The sequence below is a fragment of the Mangrovibacter sp. MFB070 genome (assembly GCF_000705335.1).
Lineage (GTDB): Bacteria > Pseudomonadota > Gammaproteobacteria > Enterobacterales > Enterobacteriaceae > Mangrovibacter > Mangrovibacter plantisponsor.
The window spans coordinates 20,770-43,494 of sequence record NZ_JJMI01000028.1 but is presented as its reverse complement, the minus strand read 5'-3'; the positions used below and the strand labels follow the sequence as shown (position 1 = coordinate 43,494).

The following is a 22,725-nucleotide window of genomic DNA, read 5'->3' as shown; positions in this document are numbered from 1 at the left end:
TATTCACAATGTGCCACAGGTTATCACAACCTGCGGCATGAATACTCAGAACAAATGGGGAACGTCCGGCCCGGGAATCAGTTTCGGATTGAGGCAGTTTTCGTACCATGCCTGAATTTGCGCCAGGCGACGGCGGTGGCGGTAGTAACGTATAGCGGCCATGCTGCCATTATACAAAGAGCTAAGTACCATAGCGGCCAGCAGCAACGACGTGAAGATATAACGCCACAAGCTGGCGCTGTCTGGAACGCTGTGCAGCATGATGTGTACCGTTCCATTTGCGTCGGTGGACAGCCCGGTAATAATGCCTTCCGCATGGAATGGCGTATGAGTCAGGGTTTCGGCAAGGTGCTGGAAGACGGCCCATTGTTCTTGTGGCGGATAGTCATAGAGAGACACGGGCGGATAAGGCTGATCCACCAGCTCTGCACCTTCGTCACTGATAATCAAAAAACCACCTGGTGACGGGGTGTTAAGTGACAAGGCCGCTCGGGATGTTTCGCGCATGAAGAAAGGTGCAGTTGATGTTGTCACCAGGTTAGACAGTGACTCCGCACTTACCGGGCGAAGCAGAACATTAATGCCGTCCAGTTTCCCGCCATCTGCACGTTTAACCAGGGTTTCCCAGTCCTTGGTATTTCCCAGATTAACCAGCGCATTTTTGAGGCGAACACAATCATCGTCCGAGGTACATAACGCCTGGGTTTTTTGCACGATATCAGCAAAGTCGTCCACCAACACCATACCTGATTTCTGAATAGCAGAAGCCAATTGCGGGTTTACCTTCGTATCATCGCCATCCTGGGGATGAAGCTGGCGATTGACTGTTTGCACCAGAGCACTGGCTTTGGTGACGATATCGGATTCCGGTGTTGGCAGCGGGGTAGCGCTGTTCCAGAAAATCTGTGAACAATCAAAGGGCCGGAAAGGCGTGTTATGGCGGGCTGACCAGTTGTCTGTGGCTGAAACACTGCACATACCTGACCCGGACAGCTGCACTGTATCACCCACGCGCAGGTTGGCATTTTCTAACTGCGGCAGTGTTGTCGCTTCAACACTTTGCGCGCCTTTAAGCCACGATATAGTGAGCTTTATTGGCATATCCAGAGGTACCCAGACAACCAGCATCACCAGCACTACCAGGGCGCTGGCACTAATAATCAGACTGCGCAGCCAGTGCTGCAGAGGGAAGTTCTTTACTTCATCATGTAAAGACAGGAAACGCCCCTGGCGAACAACATGGCGATCCAGATAGATATCAATGTCTGTTTTATGACCCAGATCCTGGTTAATAAAAGGCTGCCAGTGGGAGGGATAAATCAGGTCAATGACACCAAGCGAAATATTATTTTGTTCCTGGTCTGATTCACCGAACAGCCCCCAGCGTTTGGGGGTGCCGCGCAAACAGTGGATTTCCCGTAAGTTGCTTTTGGCTGGTGGGATGCAAATACCATATAACCCGCCAAGTAACAGCAGCGTGGCACACCCGGCAAGCCAGGGGATAAACATAGACGGAATAAGCAGGCACAGGTAGTACAGTAAAAAAGCTGCACTGATAAGCAATGCTTCCCGCAGGTTATCCTGGCGCGACAATGTGTACTCTTCGCGCGTCTCTTCGCGAATATTTAATAATTCAATTTGTTCACTTTCTTCACCACGAATTGATGCGGTGCTGCCCGAGAATTGATGTACCGCGCCACGGGCTTCCTGGCGGTAGTTTTTCAGTGTATGGCCGTTGAGGCCAATTACCAGTGGGAGTGAATCGGTAATCACCAGGTCGACGTTGTTATCATCGCTGATATACTGCTCCCAAAAAGGCGGTAAGTGGACTTCAACAGAGTCCAGATAATAACGCCACTTGTTAGGGTCATCGGCAGTAAGCCCGTAGCGGGTAATTGAACGTACGACGGAATACACGGTACGGCTTTTAGGGCCGAGAGACATAGTCACCGGGCCAGCACTGGCACCACTGGGGCCTGGCAGTTGCTGATTGCGTGCCAGTGAGGAAAGGTAATGCTCAATCGCTGAGCGTTCTTCTTCACTGAGCTGGCGTGTTGTTGCGCCACCCAATGCTTGTAACCAGGGGTAGCGCGAGTGCTGATGCTGCTTGTACCCGTACACCAACCCGGCAATAGCCAGGCAGCTCAGTACCGCAGTGAAAAAAATCAACAAGGTGCTCATGCTATCCCCATCAAACCTTCATTTTTTGAATCAAGTACAGCAAACGGCAACCCTTCACTGATGATTTTAGTTAAGTGAATGATAATCGGCATTATTGATTTCTTTCTTTAGCTTTTTGGGTAGACATGCCGAAGGTAACTAAATGTTAGCAAAGCTATATAAAGAGAAGTATCAGCAAATTCCTGGAAAGAATGCAATGCCTTGACATCAATCAAATCGTCATGATTCGTGTTTGCTTCGTTGCACAATTGTGAAAAACAGGCAATTGGCAATTGCCCAAACATTGTCGCGTGTCGCAAAATAGCATCAGGATCCCATATATGAAGCGCAGATTCATGAACAAACCACTACAAAAACCACAAATACTGAATGTTGAAACCGTTGCCCGCTCCCGCCTGTTTAATGTTGAGTCGGTTGATTTGGCATTCAGTAACGGGGTTCATCGTGTCTATGAGCGTATGCGTCCGTCTGAACGGGAAGCGGTGATGATAGTCCCTGTCCTGGGAGATAAGCTGGTTCTGATACGTGAATATGCTGTTGGCACGGAATCTTACGAACTGGGGTTTCCAAAGGGGTTAATTGACCCCGGCGAATTGCCTTTTGATGCGGCGAACCGGGAGCTACAGGAAGAAGTAGGGTTTGGGGCGAAAAAACTGAGCTTTCTAAAAAAAGTGACAATGGCGCCTTCTTATTTTTCCAGCAAAATGAATATTATTGTGGCCGAAGACTTATATGAATCGTCGCTGGAAGGTGATGAGCCTGAACCCCTGGTACAGGAACACTGGCCGCTGGCGAAGATGATGGACTTGCTGAAAGAACCAGACTTTAGTGAGGCGCGTAATATCAGTGCGCTTTTTTTAGTGCGCGAATGGCTTAATCAGCAAGGCCGGCTGTAATAGCCCCCTCCACAGGAAGGGGCTGGCTAATCAGAAGAGTTCGTGAGTTTCACCGTTATCAATGACAGTTGTACCCACTTCATGTACAGCCTGATGAGTAGGTTGTGTGCCATCAATAAAGTACTCATCCCGGCTATTACCGCCGCTGGCAAGTTGCCCCGTGGCACGGTCAATACGCACGGTAACCACACCCGGTGGCGGGGTGAGTGGTTGCTCTGCAACACCATCTAAAGCCGATTTCATGTAATCATCCCAGGCGGGTTGTGCACTTTTAGCACCGCCTTCGTAACCTGAAATTTGGTCCTTAATCGCGCCAGAGAGCGTAGTACGCCCAAGGTCGCGGCGATGATCGTCAAAGCCTATCCACACTGATGTGACGACACCCGGGCCGTAACCAGAGAACCAGGCATCTTTTGAGCTATTGGTTGTCCCTGTTTTCCCACCGATATCATTACGTTTCAGGTCCCGTGATGCGCGCCAGCCTGTACCCATCCAGCCCGGTTCACCAAAGATGTTCGAGTTGAGAGCACTCTTGATAAGGAACGAGAGTGGGGTGCTGATAACATGAGGCGCATAAGCCTGAGACTGCACAGTTGGAACCTGCCCGTCCACTTTTTCAAGCTCAGGCATCGGCACTGTAGCATTCTGCTGCTGGGCAGAAGTGGCAACATCTTCCATGTTCTGATTTTCCAGAACATTCGATTTCGGTGTATCACCATAAATGACCGGCAGATTACAGTCGGCACAGGCAACTTGTGGTTTAGCAGCAAAAATCGTGTTTCCCTGCTCATCGTCAATCTTACTAATGAAATAAGGATCAACCAGGAAGCCGCCATTTGCCATCACGGCATAGCCACGAACTACCTGCAATGGGGTGAAAGAAGCTGAACCCAGCGCCAGCGATTCGGTGCGCACAATGTTCTGTGACGGGAAGCCAAAACGTTGCAGGTAATCGGCCGCGTAATCCACACCCATTGCACGCATCGCGCGTACCATGACCACGTTTTTCGACTGACCTAAGCCCTGGCGCAGGCGAATCGGGCCATCGTAAGTTGGTGGGGAGTTTTTCGGGCTCCAGTCGGATCCGGCTCCAGCATCCCAACGTGAAATTGGTACGTCATTCAAAATACTGGCTAACGTCAGGCCTTTATCCATTGCTGCGGTGTACAGGAACGGCTTAATGTTAGAGCCTACCTGGCGCAGAGCCTGTGTGGCGCGGTTAAATTTACTTTGGTAGAAATCAAACCCGCCCACCAGTGCCATTACCGCACCATCGTGTGGGTTGAGTGAAACCAGCGCTGAGTTTACCGCTGGTACCTGAGCCAGCCACCAGTTTTCGTCCTGCTGGCGTACCCAAATTTGCTGGCCCGCCTGAAGAACATCGGTCACTTTTCGCGGCGTGGCACCTTGCTGGGTATCTGAACGCCATGGCCTTGCCCAGCGAACACCATCCATAGTTAACCGTACTGCACTTCCGTCGGCGAGTATCGCTACTGCTTCCGTTGGTGTGGCACTGTTCACTATAGCCGGGTGCAACGGGCCGTAATTAGGCAGCGTACGTAACAGCGCAATTTCTTTTTGGGTATCCCACGGTGTTTCACCAATACGCCACAACACCGTTTCCGGGCCACGGTAGCCATGGCGCATGTCGTAGTTAATTACATTGGTACGCAGGGCATCCTGAGCGGCTTGCTGTAAACGACGGCTAACGGTGGTATAGACTTTGTAACCATCGGTATAAGCATTATCGCCATAGCGCCGAACCATTTCCTGGCGAACCATTTCAGCCAAATAAGGTGCCGAGAAGGCAATTTGTGGGCCATGGTAATTCGCTTCTATCGGCTGTGTGACGGCATCATTATATTGTGCCTGTGTGATATAGCCTTCGCTGAGCATGCGGCTCAAAACCACATTACGGCGGGCTGTTGCACGGTCGACAGAATAAAGAGGGTTAAATGTGGAAGGTGCTTTCGGCAACCCGGCAATGACCGCCATTTCACTTAATGTTAGCTGGCTGACATCCTTACCAAAGTAGACCTGAGCGGCTGCACCCACGCCGTAAGCACGGTAACCGAGATAAATTTTGTTGAGGTAAAGTTCAAGAATTTCATCTTTACTCAGCAACTGTTCAATACGGATAGCCAAAAACGCTTCTTTAATTTTACGGTCGAGCGTTTTTTCCGGGCTCAGGAAGAAGTTACGTGCAAGCTGTTGAGTAATCGTACTGGCACCCTGGGTAGCATGCCCGGAAAACAGAGCCACGCTGGCTGCACGGAAAATCCCCACAGGATCAATGCCGTGGTGTTCATAAAAACGACTGTCTTCAGTCGCAATAAACGCTTTCACTAACTCCGGCGGAATTTGGTCCAGGTGCAACGGTATCCGCCGCTTTTCACCAAATTGCGCAATCAATTCACCATCGGTGCTGTACACCTGCATGGGAGTCTGGAGTTTGACATCTTTAAGCGTCGCAACATCGGGCAACTGCGGCTCTATGTATTTGTATAAGCCATAAATCGAGCCAGCACCCAATAAAATGCAAGCAATAACAAAGAACAATAAATACTTTACGAACTTCACTGAGCTTTTCTCATCTGGTTTCTGTTGGGCAGTTTATAAACAACCGGGCGGTAGTATAAAGGCATCAAGAGCGCTTTGATATGCCATTTTTACTTTTAGGTCAGGGAGGAAGATGAGATGCGTCCAGCAGCGCAGTGGCAGGTGGGGGTGGATATTCAGCGAGACAGTCTTCGGGCGGTGGCTGTTCAACACCGGCGTTATGGGTGGCAGTTGCGCGGCTGGTGGGAATGGCCGATGTCTCATCATTCACCGGCTGATACACAACTGCCTCCGCAAGCTGATGTCGTTTCAGCGCTGGGGGAGTTAAGGCGCTCGTTACCTGCCGGGTACCGTATTCGGGTAGGAATCCCCGCCGGGCGTACGCTCCAACAGCAACTGGTATTACCCGCCATGGCGATGACTGAGTCAGATACCTGCCGCTATATCGGTCAAATGGCAGCACAACAACTGGATATGCCTGCCAGCCAATTGTGCTGGGACTATGTTGCCAGTGCTGGCAGCAAGCATGTCAGTGTTGTTACTGCTCCGGCAGACGAAGTGGCACGTTTGCAGGAGTACTTTACCCAGAGTCAGTGTCACCTGAGCGCAATTACTCCTGATGCGCTGGCACTGGCTCCGTATCAGGCTCAGGAGGGAGACAACGCCTGGGTTATCTATCGCAGTCAGCAGGACTGGTTATGGTATGGCCCTCAACAATGGGGTTCCACGCGGTTTTCCGATGTGGCTGGCATACCTGGTTTATTGGCCCGGTTGGGGTGCGAGGCTGAGCATATTCATTTCTGTGGGCCGCATGAGGTGCTAACGGAACCATCGCAAGAGTGGCTGGATCCGTATCACGTACTCCATCTGGTAGCTCCCCCTTTGCCTGAGAACATCGGCCCATTTGTCATTGCGCTGGGGTTGGCGCTGGGGAGGTATCCGGCATGAGTGGCTCGCTGAATTTTTTGCCGTGGCGGGCTCAGCGGCGCAAATCGTTGTTCTGGCTGTGGGGGCGGTACTTATTTATCGCACTGTGCTGTGTCGGCATTACCCTGGTAATTGTTGTTCAGCCTTTGCATGCCAGTTTACGTGTTCATAAGAATATGGCTGCGCCATTCCCCGCTTTATATAACCGGCAGCAACATGCGGTAGCCGGGCTGGAAGCCAAGCTTGCCCAGTTAGCACAGATACGCCAGAGCAGTGACGCCATGAAAAAGCGCCAACAAAACTTGCGCCACTGGCAGCAGAGCCTGGTGTATCTCAGCCAGCAGTTACCGGAAGATACCTGGATTACTGAGCTGGTTGTGCAACATAACACTCTGTCGGTTGAAGGGGTTGGGCTATCGGCTGAGGGCACACTGGCCTGCGAAACAGCACTGGCGGCCTGGCCTGGGTTTCACCAACTAAAAGTTAACCATATCACCCGGCGTAATGGCGAGATTCACTTTGGATTTACCCTGCAGGGTGAAAAGGATGACATTGATAGTTGAACACTGGCTGGCACTTTCCGGCCCCAGAAAGGCAGTGCTTTTGTTTGTGCTGATGGCGGTTTGTACTGGTATTGGCTGGTTGATTTGGATTGTTCCGGTAACACAACAGATTGCAGATTCTGGTGTGCAATTAAATATTCAGCGTACTCAATGGCAACAACAACAGGCTCACTGGTTACGGTTACGCCAGAAAGTGTCTGAACTGGAACAACAGCATTTATGTGCTGAGCAGTCTGCCACGGTATTTTCCGCCCAGCGTTTTAGCCGCGATGTGGGAGGAATAATATTACGCTGGGGGATACAGGGAGATGGTGGTAAAGCCGAACTGAATTTGTCCTTGCCCTGGGAGGGTGTTTCGCAGTTATTCACGGCACTGGCTGGTGAACCGGTCAGGTTATTAGGGTTCCAGTTGCAGGCTGATGAAGGTGAGCAGGTTAGCGTGAAGCTGGAACTGGAGATGATGGATGCGTCAGATAATGTTGTTGATGTTGTGGGTGCCTGTGCTGGTCAGCAGTGAATTGCGAAATCCATTCGTTCCACTGACAACAACCTGTTCGTCAGATGTACCGGATGAATGGCGTTTTATGGGAGTGGTACGCCAGGGAACAATGCTACAAGGCATTGTCAGTGCGGGCAGTGGGCGGTGGTTACGTGTGGTGGAGGGAGATGCACTGGGCGATAGCTGGCTTGTTGGCCCGGTTTCCGAACACCAAATGGTAGTCCGCCGGGTGGCAGTGTGTTCGGCACCTGAGCATATTTTACTGCCTTCAGGGAGGAACGAAACATGAAGGGATGGCTGGTGAGCCTGGTATTTTTGTGGTCAGCCTGGTGTGGCGCCACACCGGTTTCCCTGGTGGTTGACCATGTGCCAGTAGCTCAGGTGTTGCAGGCGCTTGCGCAGGGCAGGCAGCTCAATGTTGTGATCGCGAACGGAGGTGAACGGTTGGTGTCATTACGGCTGGTGGATGTCCCCTGGGAACAGGCGCTTTCCGTAGTACTTGAAATTGCCGAACTGGAAGGAAAAGTGCAGGGCAATATTTTGCGTATTAATACGCGTGAATGGGCCAACCAGCAGCGCCAGGCGCAGAGGGAAGAAAAAGCGCAGCAGCAGTCTCGCCTGCCGCAAAAGCAGTCCGTTTTTGTTGTACAGCATGCTGATGTCGAGCGGGTAGCTTCTGCCATTCGTGAACTGGGTGATAACGGCCTGTCCGGCTCCGGGTCTATGGTGGTCGATAAACGCACCAGCAGGTTGATGCTAAATGATACACAACAGGCTCTCGACCGCGTACAGGCACTGGTTGAGTTACTGGATTTACCATTAGGCCAGGTTGAACTGGCGGCTCATATCGTGACTATCAACCAGCAAAGTTTGCAGGAACTGGGCGTGAAGTGGCAAGGGAGCTCCCGGCAGGTTTCAGGCTCTGCAGAACTGGCGGTTACCGGGGGCGGTACCAGTCTTGGGTTTAATATTGGCCGGGTGGACAGTAATTTATTGGCGCTGGAGTTGTCGGCTCTGGAACAACGCCAGCAACTGGATATTATTGCACGCCCACGCCTGATTACTGCACATCAGCAACCGGCCAGTATTAAGCAAGGGAGTGAAATTCCCTACCAGACCTCAGGTACGGATTCTTCGGCAGCGACTATTGAGTTTAAAGAAGCGGTTCTTGGGCTGGAAGTCACCCCTGTAGTGCTGCCAGATAAACGGGTACGCCTGAATTTACGTATCACTCAGAATGCCCCTGGTCAGGTTTTACAGCGTGCGGAGGGCGATGTTATGGCTATAGATAAACAGGAAATAGAAACCCGCATTGATGTACGCCATGGCGATACCATTGTTCTTGGCGGTATTTTTCAGCATAAACAACGTGATGGTGTGGCTCAGGTCCCTGTTCTTGGATCCATTCCATTGATTGGCGGTTTATTTCGCCATCAAATAAAAGAAGATGAGCGCCGGGAGCTGGTTGTTTTTATCACCACGCATCTGGCAGAAATCTGACAAATAAAAGATGTATACAAATAAGTTTAGTTAAACCCGTCATGGTGTTTGACCTGAGGCTGGAATTATCATACAAGATGTACCGGTTTTAGGTGGGGCCGGGCCGCTTCAGGCTCAGGGCTTATTCTGGGGATATCCGCGAAGTAGTAATTTATTCGGTTGCCAAACCACCTTGAGTGTTGAGATAATTTTTAGTCTGACTCTCGCACTATCGCATAAGAGGTTTCAGTTCATTTCCTGCCGTGCCCGGACGTTGCATGGTGGGTTTATCATTAACGAATTGTCTTAGTAGTACCGAAAAAATGGCAGAGAAACGCAATATCTTTCTGGTTGGGCCTATGGGTGCCGGCAAAAGCACTATTGGGCGGCAATTGGCTCAACAGCTCAATATGGAATTTTTCGATTCCGATCAAGAAATTGAGAAACGTACTGGAGCCGATGTCGGTTGGGTTTTTGACGTTGAAGGCGAACAGGGTTTTCGCGAGCGCGAAGAAAAAATTATCAATGAGCTGACCGAAAAGCAGGGTATTGTCCTGGCTACCGGCGGCGGGTCTGTGAAGTCTCGTGAAACGCGTAATCGTCTCTCTGCGCGCGGTGTTGTGGTGTATCTGGAAACCACCATTGAAAAACAGCTGGCGCGTACGCAACGTGACAAAAAACGTCCGTTACTCCAGGTAGACATGCCCCCTCGGGAAGTTCTCGAAGCGTTGGCGGATGAGCGCAATCCTCTGTATGAAGAGATTGCCGATGTTGTCATTCGCACTGACGATCAAAGCGCGAAGGTTGTTGCTAATCAAATAATTAATATGCTGGAAAGTAACTGATTTCAGTTGATGTGAACGTAGCCCGGCAGGGGTAATACACAACAAAAGGTAACGGCGTCATGGAAAGGTTAACGGTGACATTAGGGGAGCGTAGCTACCCAATTACCATCGCATCAGGGTTATTTAATGAATCCGCTTCTTTCTGGCCCCTGAAATCAGGTGAGCAAGTGATGCTTGTGACAAATGAAACCCTGGCGCCACTTTATCTTGACCGGGTTCGGCACTTGCTTGAACAGGCTGGGGTTAACGTCGATGTCGTTATCCTGCCAGACGGTGAACAGTACAAGAGCCTGTCAGTACTTGACTCAGTTTTTACCGCATTGCTTGAAAAACCCCATGGTCGGGATACCACACTGGTAGCCCTGGGCGGCGGTGTGATTGGTGATTTGACCGGTTTCGCTGCAGCAAGTTATCAACGTGGTGTTCGTTTTATTCAGGTTCCCACAACGTTGCTTTCCCAGGTTGACTCATCTGTTGGTGGTAAAACAGCGGTAAACCACCCCCTTGGAAAAAATATGATTGGCGCATTTTATCAACCTGCGTCAGTTGTCATTGATATCGATTGTCTGAAAACGTTACCTCCCCGTGAATTAGCATCTGGTCTTGCTGAAGTGATTAAATACGGGATTATTCTTGATGCTGATTTCTTCAACTGGCTGGAGAATAACCTGGATGCTTTGGTGGCACTGGAGCCTGCGGCAATGTCTTACTGTATCCGCCGTTGCTGTGAACTGAAGGCTGAAGTGGTGGCCGCCGATGAGCGTGAAAGTGGCCAACGTGCTTTACTTAACCTTGGTCATACTTTCGGGCACGCCATTGAAGCTGAAATGGGGTACGGAAACTGGTTGCATGGTGAAGCCGTTTCTGCGGGAATGGTAATGGCCGCTCGTACAGCTCAGCGCCTGGGGCAGTTTAGTGAAGCAGATACGCTACGTATCATTACACTCCTTAAGCGTGCAGGGTTGCCGGTAATCGGCCCGGAAAGTATGGATCCGGTTGCATATATGCCGCATATGATGCGGGATAAGAAAGTTCTGGCGGGAGAACTACGCCTGGTTCTTCCGTTGGCTATTGGTAAAAGTGAAGTACGGGCAGGCGTATCGCACGACCTTGTTCTCAGTGCTATCACAGATTGCCTTCAGGCGTGATTACAAAGACATGAGATTAGCCACCCAAAGTGGCCTTTAACTTCGGGCGAATGAGGTATTAACACTCTTCGCCTTTGAATGGGGTGTTAAATGGATGAATTAAAACCGGAAGACGGTCTGAAACCAGATCCCAGCGACCGTCATCCTGGCCGCTCACGCCAGTCTGCAGACTATGACAATGAGCCCAGTATCAACATGGATGATGTAGATATTGATGCAGATGAGCGCCGTCCATCGCGTTCACGGCGTGACAGCGATGCGCAGGAGTATGATGAGGTTGATGAAAGTGGGGAACAACCCGCGCGTCGCCCACCTAAGCGTAAAAAAATGAAGTCTGCTCCTTCTAAAGGCCCAGTTTCACGCCAGCATATTATGATGGGGGTGGGGATACTGGTTCTGTTGGTGCTGATTTTGGGGATTGGTTCTGCACTGCAATCACCCAAGTCGCCCAGCGATTCATCCTCTGCGGCTGCCTCTGGTGGTGAAAAAAGTATCGATCTCTCCGGTTCTGCTTCACAGGAAAATAATACTCCTGCACCCGTAGCAGACAACAATGGTCAGGTTGCTCAGAGCAACAATGCACCACAAGAAATCTCTGTCCCACCCGTTTCATCGACGCCTTCGCAGGCTATTGACCCTGCGCAACCCGCTAATAATGCGGAACAACGCGTGGATGTGCCGGGTGATCTCAATACCGCTCTGACTCAGCAACAAGGGCAAATTAATAACGTTGTTGCGAGTTCAACCCTGCCGACGGAACCCGCAACGGTCGCCCCTGTGAATGGTAAGTCTTCACCTGTGGCTGCACCGGAGCGCACCGTGCGTCACACTGAGCCGGCAAAAACACGCCGCGAAGTGGTTATTGAGCCTTCTCAACCTGCCAGGACAAAAACAGCGAAGGCAACAGAGCCTGCGCCGGTGAAAACCCGAGAACCTGCACCGGTTGTGAAGAAGGCTGAGCCAGTTCGTTCTGCACCAGTTGTTGAGGAGCATGTGGCGGTAGCAAAAACGACGCCTGCACCTGCTGTAACTTCTGGCGGTACTATTGGCAATGTCAATGCTTTGAAATCAGCGCCAGGTAGTCATTACACCTTGCAATTAAGCAGCTCTTCTAACGAAGCAAACTTGTCATCCTGGGCTAAAAAAGAGCAGCTTAAAGATTATGTTGTGTACAAGACAACGCGTAATGGCCAACCCTGGTATGTTCTGGTAAGCGGTATTTATGCAAATCGCGATGATGCCAAACGCGCAGTATCATCGCTCCCTGCGGATGTACAGGCGAAAAACCCCTGGACCAAACCCATTCATCAGGTTCAGGCTGATCTTAAATAGTGTATAAAGCGCAGGATGCTGTCGGAGCTTCTCCACAGCGGGAGAAGGTAATTTAGTCATACAGCATGAAAAAACATCGCGCTTTTCTGAAGTGGGCAGGGGGGAAATACCCCCTGCTCGATGACATTAAACGTCATCTCCCCGAAGGCGAGTACCTGATTGAGCCTTTTGTCGGGGCGGGTTCTGTCTTCCTGAATACAGAGTACTCTCGTTATCTCCTCGCAGATATCAACAGCGATCTGATTAGTCTGTACAACATCGTTAAGACACGTACAGAGGAGTATGTTACTGAAGCAAAAGTTTTTTTTGTTCCAGAAAACAACTGTGCTGAACGTTATTACGTATTACGTGACACGTTTAACAAAAGCACTGACCCATTTCAGCGGGCATTACTTTTTTTGTATCTGAACCGCCATGGGTACAATGGTTTGTGCCGGTATAATCTGCGTGGTGAATTTAATGTTCCCTTCGGGCGTTACAGGAAACCTTATTTCCCCGAAGATGAATTGTTTTTGTTCGCAGAAAAAGCTCAGCGGGCTGAGTTTGTCTGTGAGTCTTACGATTCCAGCATGGCCAGGGCAGTGAAAGGTGCGGTTGTCTATTGTGATCCGCCGTACACGCCTTTGTCAGAAACAGCAAACTTTACGGCATATCACACCAACAGTTTTAATGCCGAACAACAACAGCATTTGGCTTGTCTGGCTGAAAAGTTGCGGCAAAAACGCGTTCCTGTGTTGATCTCTAATCATGACACGATATTGACGCGGGAATGGTACAGGCTGGCTAGTATGCTGTTGCCTGTAAAAGTTCGGCGCAGCATCAGCAGTAACGGCGGCACGCGCAAGAAAGTAGACGAACTTCTGGCACTCTATAACGTCTGAGCAATTTCGCTGCCGCATAATGCATTTTTAAAAATGGAGACGCGGATGACACAGTATCTCATTGCCCCTTCAATTTTGTCGGCGGATTTTGCCCGTCTTGGCGAAGATACCGCAAGAGCCTTATCTGCTGGTGCAGATGTGGTTCATTTTGATGTGATGGATAATCACTATGTGCCGAACCTGACTATTGGGCCGATGGTGTTGAAGTCACTGCGTCAGTACGGAATTACGGCGCCCATTGATGTTCATTTGATGGTGAAGCCTGTTGACCGGTTAATCCCGGATTTCGCGGCTGCAGGAGCCAGTATTATCACGTTTCACCCGGAAGCGTCCGAACATGTTGATCGCACCTTACAACTTATTAAAGAGCATGGTTGTAAAGCCGGCCTGGTATTTAACCCTGCCACACCGCTCAGTTACCTTGACTATGTAATGGATAAACTGGATGTCATCTTGTTGATGTCCGTGAATCCGGGGTTCGGCGGCCAGTCTTTTATCCCACAGACTCTGGATAAGTTGTGTGAAGTGCGCCAGCGTATCGATGCTTCAGGGTTCGATATTCGCCTGGAAGTTGATGGTGGCGTGAAAGTCGAGAATATTGGCGAAATTGCGGCAGCTGGCGCAGATATGTTTGTTGCCGGTTCGGCCATTTTCGGGCAACCAGACTACAGGCAAGTGATTGAGCAAATGCGTGAAGAGCTGGGAAAAGTTAGCCATGGGTAAGCTTGAAGGTATTAAAGGCATCGCATTCGACCTTGATGGTACATTAATTGATAGTGCCCCTGGCCTGACTGATGCCATTGACAGCGCATTGTATGCCCTTGAGTTGCCGGCTGCAGGTGAAGACCGCGTGACAACCTGGATTGGTAATGGCGCGGATATTCTGGTTGAACGAGCGCTTACCTGGGCCCTGAAAGATAAATCACCTCAGGATGGCCAGCCAGGTATGATGCGGCGCCTGTTTGATACGTATTATGCCCAGTATGCAGAGGAAGGCAGTTATTTATTCCCGGCGGTTGCGGATACATTGAAAACCCTGCGTGAGCACGGTGTTAAAATGGCGATAGTGACCAACAAACCTACGCCATTTGTCCGGCCGATTCTGGAAACACTGGGTATTGCCGATTATTTTGACCTGGTTATTGGTGGTGATGATGTCGCTGCCAAAAAACCGCACCCGGCTCCACTGTACCTGGTACTGGGTAAACTGGGGCTGTACCCTCATGAATTACTGTTTGTGGGGGATTCGCGCAATGATATCCAGGCCGCAAAAGCCGCTACTGTCAGCGTTGCTGGCATGACATATGGTTACAACTATGGTGAATCGATCACGTTAAGTCAGCCTGACTTTGTTTGTGATCGTTTCAGTGATCTCCTGCCCATTATTGGGCTCCCGCACAATGACAATCAGGAATGAAAAAATGAGTAAGCCCATCGTTTTTAGTGGTGCACAGCCATCAGGTGAATTAACTATTGGTAACTATATGGGTGCACTGCGTCAGTGGGTGAACATGCAGGATGATTACCACTGTATCTATTGCATTGTGGATCTGCACGCCATTACGGCCCGCCAGGATCCTGAGAAACTGCGCAAAGCGACACTGGATACTCTGGCTCTGTACCTTGCTTGTGGCATTGATCCGGAAAAAAGCACCATTTTTGTTCAGTCTCATGTGCCGGAACATGCCCAACTGGGTTGGGCGCTGAACTGCTACACCTATTTTGGTGAGCTGAGCCGTATGACGCAGTTTAAAGATAAATCTGCACGTTATGCCGAGAACATTAATGCCGGTCTGTTTGATTATCCGGTTCTGATGGCGGCAGATATTTTGCTTTACCAAACTAACCAGGTACCGGTTGGTGAGGATCAAAAACAACATCTCGAATTAAGCCGCGATATTGCTCAGCGCTTTAATGCGATTTATGGCGATGTGTTTAAAGTGCCGGAACCTTTTATTCCTAAATCTGGCGCTCGTGTTATGTCACTGCTTGAGCCGGGCAAAAAAATGTCCAAGTCTGATGATAACCGCAACAATGTGATCGGATTGCTGGAAGATCCTAAATCAGTGGTTAAGAAGATCAAACGCGCGGTAACTGACTCCGACGAGCCACCTGTTGTTCGCTATGATGTTGCCAATAAAGCTGGTGTATCTAACTTGCTGGATATTTTGTCTGCTGTTACCGGGCAGAGTATTCCTGAACTGGAACAACACTTTGAAGGCAAAATGTATGGCCACCTCAAAGGTGAAGTAGCCGATGCCGTTTCAGGTATGTTGAGCGAGCTTCAGGAGCGTTTCCATCGCTATCGCAATGATGAAGCTTTCTTGCAGCAAATTATGCGAGACGGGGCGAAGAAAGCGCAGGCCCAGGCAGCTGAAACCCTGAATAAAGTATACGAAGCGATTGGTTTCGTTGCTAAGCCTTGATTTTCAAAGGCCGGGTGATGAAAGAGAAGAAAAAACGTGGTTTTTTCTTCTCTTAAGCTGACAGACGAAAACCAATGAATTGCTTTTCTTTGTTTTCTATTGGATGACATCCTCTCGTTCGCTGTGGACATGAGAATGTCATCTGCCTGAAGCCTCCATTGTGGGGGCTTTTGTTTAATGGTTACTGAACCAGTTTAATTTTTCCCGTAACCCAACCACTTGCCCAACAATAATCAGGCTTGGGCTCTGTACTTGTTGTGCCAGTACGGCCAGTTTATCCAGCGTACCCTGCACGACTTTCTGTGTTGTCGCGGTACCGTTTTCTACCAGAGCACAGGGTGTTTCAGCTGGCATTCCACAGGCAAGCAGGTTTTTCTCGATAGCCGGAGCCTGATTCAGCCCCATGTAAAATACCAGCGTCTGTTTCTCTGCAGCAAGACTGGCCCAGTCCAGCTCTTCTCCACTGGATTTAAGGTGCCCGGTAACCAGGCGAACACTTTGCGCATAATTACGGTGAGTCAGTGGAATACCTGAGTAGGCAGAACAACCAGACGCTGCAGTAATACCCGGGACGACAGAAAATGGAATCCCTGCCTCACACAGCGTTTCCAGCTCTTCGCCACCACGCCCGAAAATAAACGGATCGCCACCTTTTAACCTGACAACACGTTTCCCACTTTGCGCTTCTCTGAGCAATATCTGGTTAATTTCTTCTTGTGGGACGCAGTGATAACCCGCACGCTTGCCCACAAATACACGGTCAGCATCGCGGCGCACCAGTTTCATCACATCGTCAGAAACCAGCCTGTCATACACAACAATATCGGCCTGCTGGATTTGCTGTAGTCCTTTTAGCGTGAGAAGCCCAGCATCGCCAGGACCTGCACCAACCAGAACCACTTCGCCCTGGTTATCCAGTGGTGTGGAGAACAAGGTTTCGGTTTGCGAATGGATTGCGACCTGATCATTATTCGCCAGAGATTGCGCAAGCCGGTCATTGGCGAACAACTTTTCCCAAAAACGGCGACGCTCAGCCATTGTTGTGAAAGTATCTTTGACTCGCTGGCGCAACTGCCCGGCAAATTGGGCCACCTTACCCAGGTGTTGAGGCAACACTGCTTCAAGCTTTTCGCGTAGTAACCGTGCCAGAACAGGTGCTGTACCACCGGAAGACACCGCCACCATGATGGGGGAGCGGTCAATAATTGATGGCATGATAAATGACGCGCGTTTCGGGGCATCGACAACATTACAAAAAAGCTTACGCTGCTCTGCTTCCTGGCTAACGTGCTGATTGGTTTGGTCATCGTCTGTTGCGGCAATCACCAACCAACAGTTGTCCATTAACGCGGGGGAGAAATCACCTTTAACCAGTGACAACTGCTTATGCTCAGCCCAAACTGTGAACTGTGGGGTAAACTCCCGGGCATTGACGATGACGTTTGCTCCAGCATCCATCAGTAACCTGGCTTTACGCTCAGCGACATCTCCTCCACCAACCAGCAGGCAGTCGCGGTTTTTCAGCTCACAAAAAATAGGCAAATAATCCACAGCAGTTCCTCGTTCCTCCCGCTTGTGCGGGCCAGTGCGATAAGCATTTCGACAGTAAGGCGAAGACTATCTCATAGCTGTACAAAAGCGTACAGATCCTTGCCCATCAAAAATGGACTCAGTATTCAGATGGAGTTGGGTATGCGTGATACCACGTTATTGGTTGTAGGGTACTGATATATAGTATGCGAGCATATAGTCAGAAAGATAACTATATAGCTCGTAATGGCATCTTTCTACTGTGATAGTTATAACGATGGTCGTTATGTTTTTTTTGTTGGGGGTGGTTTGTAAATATTAACTGGCTTTAAAAATTGAATTGTAAATGCTTTTATAATAATGAATTGTTCCACTTTTTATATTGCTTGTGATGGGTTTTATGACTAATGTGAGTCATGTTTATATTTATTGGGAAGGGGCTGGTACTACGAAATTAATATGTCTGTGTGTGAAGCTGACCCGGCCGGTTGTTTGAGCCTTCTTTACTGATGTGGAGGGCACCTGGAGTGAGAGGGTACCATGTTGTGGCATTGTTGGTGTGATGTTTATTTTTCTCGGTGTGAATAATATTTGTCTGGTTTTTTTTATCAAATGATAAATGCATAAGGGAGTTTTGACGCTATTTTCCTGAGTTGTTATTCTTCAATAAAAAATAATGTTGTTCAGAATCAAATATAGGGGGAATCAATGCGATTATTTAAGTCTGTTGTTATTTGTTTACTTTTTATCTCATATTTTTCATCAGCAAGTGTTATTCGCTTTCACGGCTCCGTTCTGGATAATGCATCTGCGGCCAGAACTGAGTGCCTTGACCAGGCAATAAAGCATAACACCAGTTCAATATGCTTTGAGCAACATGGGACGGCGATTGAGTCCGTGGTGGAAAATATTACAGTTACCTTAAAAAATGAAGAAGCAACTGCAAGGGTTATTACGTTAAACTATCAATAATATACAGATGCAAACTCAGTGAATTTATTGTTCTTTTGTGAGCACCTGATGCTTTCCCCTCCTGTTATCTTGCCAGCAAGTTGCCTTACCTGGTGTTTGGCAACTTGCTGCTGGCTTTTTCAGTAATACTCCTGTTTTCACATGAAGTTGTAAGGCGCTATGGTTGCACGGCATAGTGAAGATGCGTTGTGCCTGTCACTGAAAGGCATGATAACGTCATAGCCGCTATCTGTTTTTTCAATATGCAACCATCCGGAGGTTATATGGCACCAGCTACGTTTTGGTTCATTCAGGATGTTCGCCTGCCCGGGCGTGAAGGTTTGTGGCAAATTACTATTGAAAACGGGCGGTTTGGAGCAATAACGCCCATGGAGGAAAACCGCTCCCATGGAGGCAACGATGTACTTAATGCCCATGGTGGATTAGCTCTCCCCCCTTTTGTTGAACCTCATATTCATCTCGACACCACGCAAACAGCAGGTGAACCAGCCTGGAATATATCAGGAACCTTATTTGAAGGTATTGAGCGTTGGGCAGAGCGCAAGGCAACGTTGACCCATGAAGATGTCAAAGCGCGTGCGTGGAAGACACTGAAGTGGCAGATGGCAAACGGGATCCAGTATGTTCGTAGTCATGTGGATGTTTCTGACCCGGGTCTGGTTGCGCTGAAAGCCATGCTGGAAGTGAAACAGGAAGTTGCGCCCTGGATTGATTTGCAACTGGTCGCGTTTCCGCAGGAAGGCATTCTGTCTTACCCCAATGGCGCAGCTTTGCTTGAAGAAGCGTTGGTAATGGGCGCAGATGTAGTGGGCGCTATCCCACATTTTGAATTCACCCGCGAATATGGTGTCGAGTCTTTGCATACTGCATTTGCGCTGGCTGAAAAATATGACCGGCCGCTGGATATTCATTGTGATGAAATTGATGATGAGCAATCGCGGTTTGTGGAAACGGTGGCGGCACTGGCACTGAAACTGGGTATGAATGAGCGTGTTACTGCGAGCCATACTACCGCCATGCACAGTTACAATGGCGCTTATACTTCTCGTTTGTTCAGGTTGTTGAAATTGTCCGGAATTAATTTCGTGGCAAATCCTTTGGTGAATATTCATTTGCAAGGCCGTTTTGACAGCTACCCGCGTCGCCGTGGGGTAACCCGGGTGAAAGAGATGCTTGAAGCGGACATTAATGTTTGTTTCGGCCATGACGATGTTTTCGACCCCTGGTACCCATTGGGAACGGGCAACATGTTGCAGGTGTTGCATATGGGGCTGCATGTCTGCCAGTTAATGGGCTACCCGCAAATCGATGAGGGCATTCGGCTGATAACAGACAACAGTGCCCGTACACTGGGTATTGCGGATTACGGTATTGTGGAAGGGCATCCGGCGAACATGATAATTCTGCCAGCCCTGAATGGTTTTGATGCGCTACGGCGGCAGGTGCCGGTGCGCTGGTCTGTTCGCAATGGGCGTATCATTACCACTACGCAACCTGCCCAAACCTGGGTGCAAGTGGATAAAGGGGGCGAGCTGGTTGATTTTTCACAGGTTGGTAATCCTGACCCTTCAGGCGATTAACCCTGGCAGACACCCAGTTGAAGAGTGAGGCCCGGGATGTGTGGTGTTTGATTGCCCATGCTACCGGGTAAATGCTGTGAATATATGATTTTTATTCAATGAAATCATTTTGTTGCTTGTTATTAACCCCACTGAGTCGTAGGGGGCGCCCCTGGGTGATATTACTGCCAGTGTATGTATTCTGTTACGTAAAAAAGAGTAAATGGCTGGCTTGTCGGCAGGTGGCTCTTTAGAATCGTTTCATTGCATTTTTTATTGCTTGTAAAGGAAACCATTCATGCTGAAATCGACTCTGGCGGCTGTTACGGCTGTCTTTGCCCTGACTTCGATTTCCTCTTCTGCGCTCGCCGCAAAAGGGGATCCTCATGTGCTGCTGACAACGTCGGCCGGGAATATCGAGCTAGTGCTGGATAGCGGAAAAGCGCCAGTGACGGTGAAAAACTTTGTGGACTATGTCAACAGTGGCTTCTACAACAATACGATTTTTCATCGTGTTATTCCTGGGTTTATGATTCAGGGTGGGGGCTTTAATGTGGATATGACGCAAAAAACCACGAACCCACCGATTAAGAATGAAGCTGACAATGGGTTACGTAATACCCGTGGTTCAATTTCGATGGCGAGAACAGCTGATAAAGACAGCGCAACCAGCCAGTTCTTTATCAATGTTGCGGACAACGCATTTTTAAACCATGGCCAGAGTGATTACGGATACGCTGTTTTTGGCAAGGTGGTGAAAGGCATGGAAGTGGCGGATAAAATTGCTCAGGTGCCTACTCATAATGTTGGGCCTTACCAGAATGTCCCTACCAAGCCGGTTGTTATCCTTTCGGCTAAAGTCCTGCCATAATCTTCTGGCGCGAAGCGGGGGAATGAACCTGCTTCGCCTCTCCAGTTTTTTCTGCGCTCCGGCGTTATTTTCCCCGGTCCCTGGTGTAAACCCGGTAGAATATGCCCGTTTTTAGAACGGGAGTTGCTATGTTATTGCTGATTGATAACTATGATTCGTTCACCTGGAATTTGTACCAGTATTTTTGTGAGCTGGGCGCGCAGGTTCTGGTCAGACGTAACGATGAAATAACCCTTGATGATATAGACCGGCTGGCGCCACAGAAGCTGGTTATTTCTCCTGGCCCATGTACGCCAGATGACGCAGGTATTTCTCTGTCAGCCATCCGCCATTATGCAGGCAGGTGTCCAATTCTGGGCGTTTGTCTGGGCCACCAGGCGATTGGTCAGGCATTTGGCGGCAATGTAGTTCGCGCCGCGAAGGTGATGCATGGGAAAACGTCTGCGATACACCATAATGATCAAGGAGTTTTTCGTGGTCTGAATAACCCACTGACTGTTACCCGCTACCACTCCTTATTGCTTGAGCGTGAGAGTCTGCCAGAGGTATTTGAAGTGACTGCATGGACGGAACAACAAGAGATTATGGGGATCCGTCACCGGTTGCTGGATATTGAAGGGGTACAGTTCCACCCGGAAAGTATTCTTAGTGAACAAGGCCATGCTCTTTTGAATAATTTCCTGAAACGTTGATTTTTCATTGCTATCAAATGATTTTTTATGCATATTTTGTGATTATAATTTCATTACGCATTTCTACTAAACATAGGTGGATATGAAATGGCAACTGAACAACCCGCAGTAACCCGCTCAACATTTGATGACGTTATCGTTCCAATTTTTGCCCCCGCAAATTTTATCCCGGTGAAAGGTAAAGGGAGCCGAGTGTGGGATCAGCAAGGTAATGAGTACGTTGATTTTGCAGGCGGCATTGCGGTTACAGCGTTAGGGCACTGCCATCCGGCGCTGGTTGAAGCACTGAAAGCACAGGGGGAAACCTTGTGGCATACCAGTAACGTGTTTACTAATGAGCCGGCATTGAAGCTGGGGCAAAAACTGATAGCCTCAACTTTTGCGGAGCGCGTTTTGTTTATGAATTCGGGCACTGAAGCCAATGAAACCGCCTTTAAGCTGGCCCGTTTCTATGCGTCTACGCGCCACAGTCCTTATAAAACAAAAATAATCGCTTTTCATAATGCTTTTCATGGACGTTCTTTATTCACTGTTTCTGTGGGGGGGCAGCCTAAATATTCAGATGGCTTTGGCCCGAAACCGGCAGATATCGTTCATGTGCCTTTTAATGATTTACATGCGGTGAAAGCCGTTATGGATGACCACACCTGTGCTGTTGTGGTGGAACCTATTCAGGGAGAAGGCGGCGTGATGGCGGCCACTCCTGAGTTCCTGAAAGGCCTGCGTGAGCTGTGTGACGAATATAAAGCCCTGCTGGTGTTTGATGAAGTTCAGTGTGGTATGGGCCGTGCTGGTAAGCTGTTTGCTTACATGCACTATAATGTGACTCCCGATATTTTGACCAGTGCTAAAGCGATTGGCGGTGGGTTCCCAATTAGTGCGATGCTGACAACAGAAGAGATTGCATCGGCATTCCATGTTGGCTCACATGGCTCGACCTACGGCGGTAACCCACTGGCGTGTGCGGTGGCAGGTGCTGCTTTCGATATTATCAATACGCCGGAAGTTCTGGATGGTGTTATGGCGAAACGCGAGTTGTTCGTAAAACACCTGAAGCAGATTAATGAACAGTACGCTGTTTTCAGTGATATCCGGGGAATGGGGTTACTGATTGGTGCCGAATTGAGTGCCGCATACAAAGGGCGGGCGCGTGATGTACTGAATGCGGCCGCAGCGAATGGTTTGATGATCCTCAATGCCGGGCCGGATGTAGTCCGTCTGGCTCCGTCTTTGGTTATTGATTATAAAGATATTGAAGAGGGTATGGCTCGTTTTGCCGATGCAATAAAAGCGGTGGTTAAAGGGCTGTAACTGCACTCATGCACTCTCTGTATGCACTTAACTGATGGTGCCGGGGTTCAAGGA

At 49.4% G+C, this 22,725-nt stretch carries 21 protein-coding genes; 18 read left to right on the top strand and 3 right to left on the bottom strand.

Annotation, left to right across the window (positions count from 1 at the left end):
* Positions 1-45: 45 nt before the first annotated feature.
* A complete protein-coding gene (locus DT73_RS15605) occupies positions 46-2,181 on the bottom strand; it encodes an IgaA/UmoB family intracellular growth attenuator (RefSeq protein ID WP_036111188.1) in 2,136 nt (711 codons plus the stop codon).
* A 335-nt stretch (positions 2,182-2,516) separates the two neighbouring features.
* Between DT73_RS15605 and nudE the strand changes: the two genes are divergently transcribed.
* Positions 2,517-3,077 carry an ADP compounds hydrolase NudE gene (gene nudE, locus DT73_RS15600; RefSeq protein ID WP_036111357.1) on the top strand — a complete coding sequence of 187 codons (561 nt, stop codon included), beginning with the start codon at positions 2,517-2,519 and terminating at the stop codon, positions 3,075-3,077.
* Between the two features lie 30 nt (positions 3,078-3,107).
* Here the strand turns inward: nudE and mrcA are convergent, their stop codons facing one another.
* Positions 3,108-5,657, bottom strand: coding sequence for a peptidoglycan glycosyltransferase/peptidoglycan DD-transpeptidase MrcA (gene mrcA, locus DT73_RS15595; protein WP_036111185.1), 2,550 nt, complete (start codon positions 5,655-5,657; stop codon positions 3,108-3,110).
* 117 nt (positions 5,658-5,774) lie between these two features.
* Between mrcA and DT73_RS15590 the strand changes: the two genes are divergently transcribed.
* The 12 genes from DT73_RS15590 (at position 5,775) to trpS (ending at position 15,736) form a co-directional block, all read left to right on the top strand.
* Positions 5,775-6,584 (top strand): hypothetical protein, encoded by an 810-nt coding sequence (locus DT73_RS15590; RefSeq protein WP_036111182.1) that lies wholly within the window; start codon positions 5,775-5,777, stop codon positions 6,582-6,584.
* On the top strand, positions 6,581-7,126 hold the full coding sequence (locus DT73_RS15585) for a PilN domain-containing protein (protein ID WP_036111179.1): 546 nt from the start codon (positions 6,581-6,583) through the stop codon (positions 7,124-7,126). Before DT73_RS15590 ends, DT73_RS15585 begins: the two co-directional genes overlap by 4 nt.
* Entirely contained in the window at positions 7,110-7,643 is a 534-nt protein-coding gene (locus tag DT73_RS15580) for a hypothetical protein (protein WP_036111176.1), read from the top strand. The genes DT73_RS15585 and DT73_RS15580 overlap by 17 nt, the downstream gene beginning before the upstream one ends.
* Positions 7,591-7,914 (top strand): HofP DNA utilization family protein, encoded by a 324-nt coding sequence (locus DT73_RS15575; RefSeq protein WP_084172303.1) that lies wholly within the window; start codon positions 7,591-7,593, stop codon positions 7,912-7,914. The genes DT73_RS15580 and DT73_RS15575 overlap by 53 nt, the downstream gene beginning before the upstream one ends.
* Positions 7,911-9,125 carry a secretin N-terminal domain-containing protein gene (locus DT73_RS15570; RefSeq protein ID WP_084172302.1) on the top strand — a complete coding sequence of 405 codons (1,215 nt, stop codon included), beginning with the start codon at positions 7,911-7,913 and terminating at the stop codon, positions 9,123-9,125. Before DT73_RS15575 ends, DT73_RS15570 begins: the two co-directional genes overlap by 4 nt.
* Positions 9,126-9,427: 302 nt before the next feature.
* Entirely contained in the window at positions 9,428-9,949 is a 522-nt protein-coding gene (gene aroK, locus DT73_RS15565) for a shikimate kinase AroK (RefSeq protein WP_036111171.1), read from the top strand.
* A 59-nt stretch (positions 9,950-10,008) separates the two neighbouring features.
* Positions 10,009-11,097 carry a 3-dehydroquinate synthase gene (gene aroB, locus DT73_RS15560; protein ID WP_036111169.1) on the top strand — a complete coding sequence of 363 codons (1,089 nt, stop codon included), beginning with the start codon at positions 10,009-10,011 and terminating at the stop codon, positions 11,095-11,097.
* A gap of 90 nt (positions 11,098-11,187) precedes the next feature.
* Positions 11,188-12,429 carry a cell division protein DamX gene (damX, locus tag DT73_RS15555; protein WP_036111167.1) on the top strand — a complete coding sequence of 414 codons (1,242 nt, stop codon included), beginning with the start codon at positions 11,188-11,190 and terminating at the stop codon, positions 12,427-12,429.
* Positions 12,430-12,494: 65 nt separating this feature from the next.
* A complete protein-coding gene (gene dam / locus DT73_RS15550; RefSeq protein WP_036111165.1) occupies positions 12,495-13,310 on the top strand; it encodes an adenine-specific DNA-methyltransferase in 816 nt (271 codons plus the stop codon).
* Between the two features lie 45 nt (positions 13,311-13,355).
* Positions 13,356-14,033, top strand: a complete 678-nt coding sequence (gene rpe, locus DT73_RS15545) for a ribulose-phosphate 3-epimerase (RefSeq protein ID WP_036111162.1) — start codon at positions 13,356-13,358, stop codon at positions 14,031-14,033.
* Complete coding sequence (locus tag DT73_RS15540; RefSeq protein WP_036111158.1) at positions 14,026-14,727, top strand: phosphoglycolate phosphatase; 702 nt, start codon at positions 14,026-14,028, stop codon at positions 14,725-14,727. The genes rpe and DT73_RS15540 overlap by 8 nt, the downstream gene beginning before the upstream one ends.
* A 4-nt stretch (positions 14,728-14,731) precedes the next feature.
* Entirely contained in the window at positions 14,732-15,736 is a 1,005-nt protein-coding gene (gene trpS, locus DT73_RS15535) for a tryptophan--tRNA ligase (protein ID WP_036111155.1), read from the top strand.
* 174 nt (positions 15,737-15,910) lie between these two features.
* Here trpS and cysG read toward each other — a convergent pair whose 3' ends face one another.
* Positions 15,911-17,287, bottom strand: coding sequence for a siroheme synthase CysG (gene cysG, locus DT73_RS15530; protein ID WP_036111152.1), 1,377 nt, complete (start codon positions 17,285-17,287; stop codon positions 15,911-15,913).
* A 687-nt stretch (positions 17,288-17,974) separates the two neighbouring features.
* Between cysG and DT73_RS15525 the strand changes: the two genes are divergently transcribed.
* The 5 genes from DT73_RS15525 (at position 17,975) to DT73_RS15505 (ending at position 22,671) form a co-directional block, all read left to right on the top strand.
* Positions 17,975-18,238 (top strand): hypothetical protein, encoded by a 264-nt coding sequence (locus tag DT73_RS15525; protein ID WP_036111148.1) that lies wholly within the window; start codon positions 17,975-17,977, stop codon positions 18,236-18,238.
* Between the two features lie 263 nt (positions 18,239-18,501).
* Positions 18,502-19,818, top strand: a complete 1,317-nt coding sequence (locus DT73_RS15520; RefSeq protein WP_036111144.1) for a cytosine deaminase — start codon at positions 18,502-18,504, stop codon at positions 19,816-19,818.
* Between the two features lie 277 nt (positions 19,819-20,095).
* Entirely contained in the window at positions 20,096-20,668 is a 573-nt protein-coding gene (gene ppiA, locus DT73_RS15515) for a peptidylprolyl isomerase A (RefSeq protein WP_036111141.1), read from the top strand.
* A 128-nt stretch (positions 20,669-20,796) separates the two neighbouring features.
* Positions 20,797-21,360: an aminodeoxychorismate synthase component 2 gene (pabA, locus tag DT73_RS15510; protein WP_036111139.1), complete on the top strand. Its 564-nt coding sequence runs from the start codon at positions 20,797-20,799 to the stop codon at positions 21,358-21,360.
* Between the two features lie 87 nt (positions 21,361-21,447).
* On the top strand, positions 21,448-22,671 hold the full coding sequence (locus DT73_RS15505; protein WP_152552534.1) for an aspartate aminotransferase family protein: 1,224 nt from the start codon (positions 21,448-21,450) through the stop codon (positions 22,669-22,671).
* The last annotated feature ends 54 nt before the right edge of the window (positions 22,672-22,725 follow it).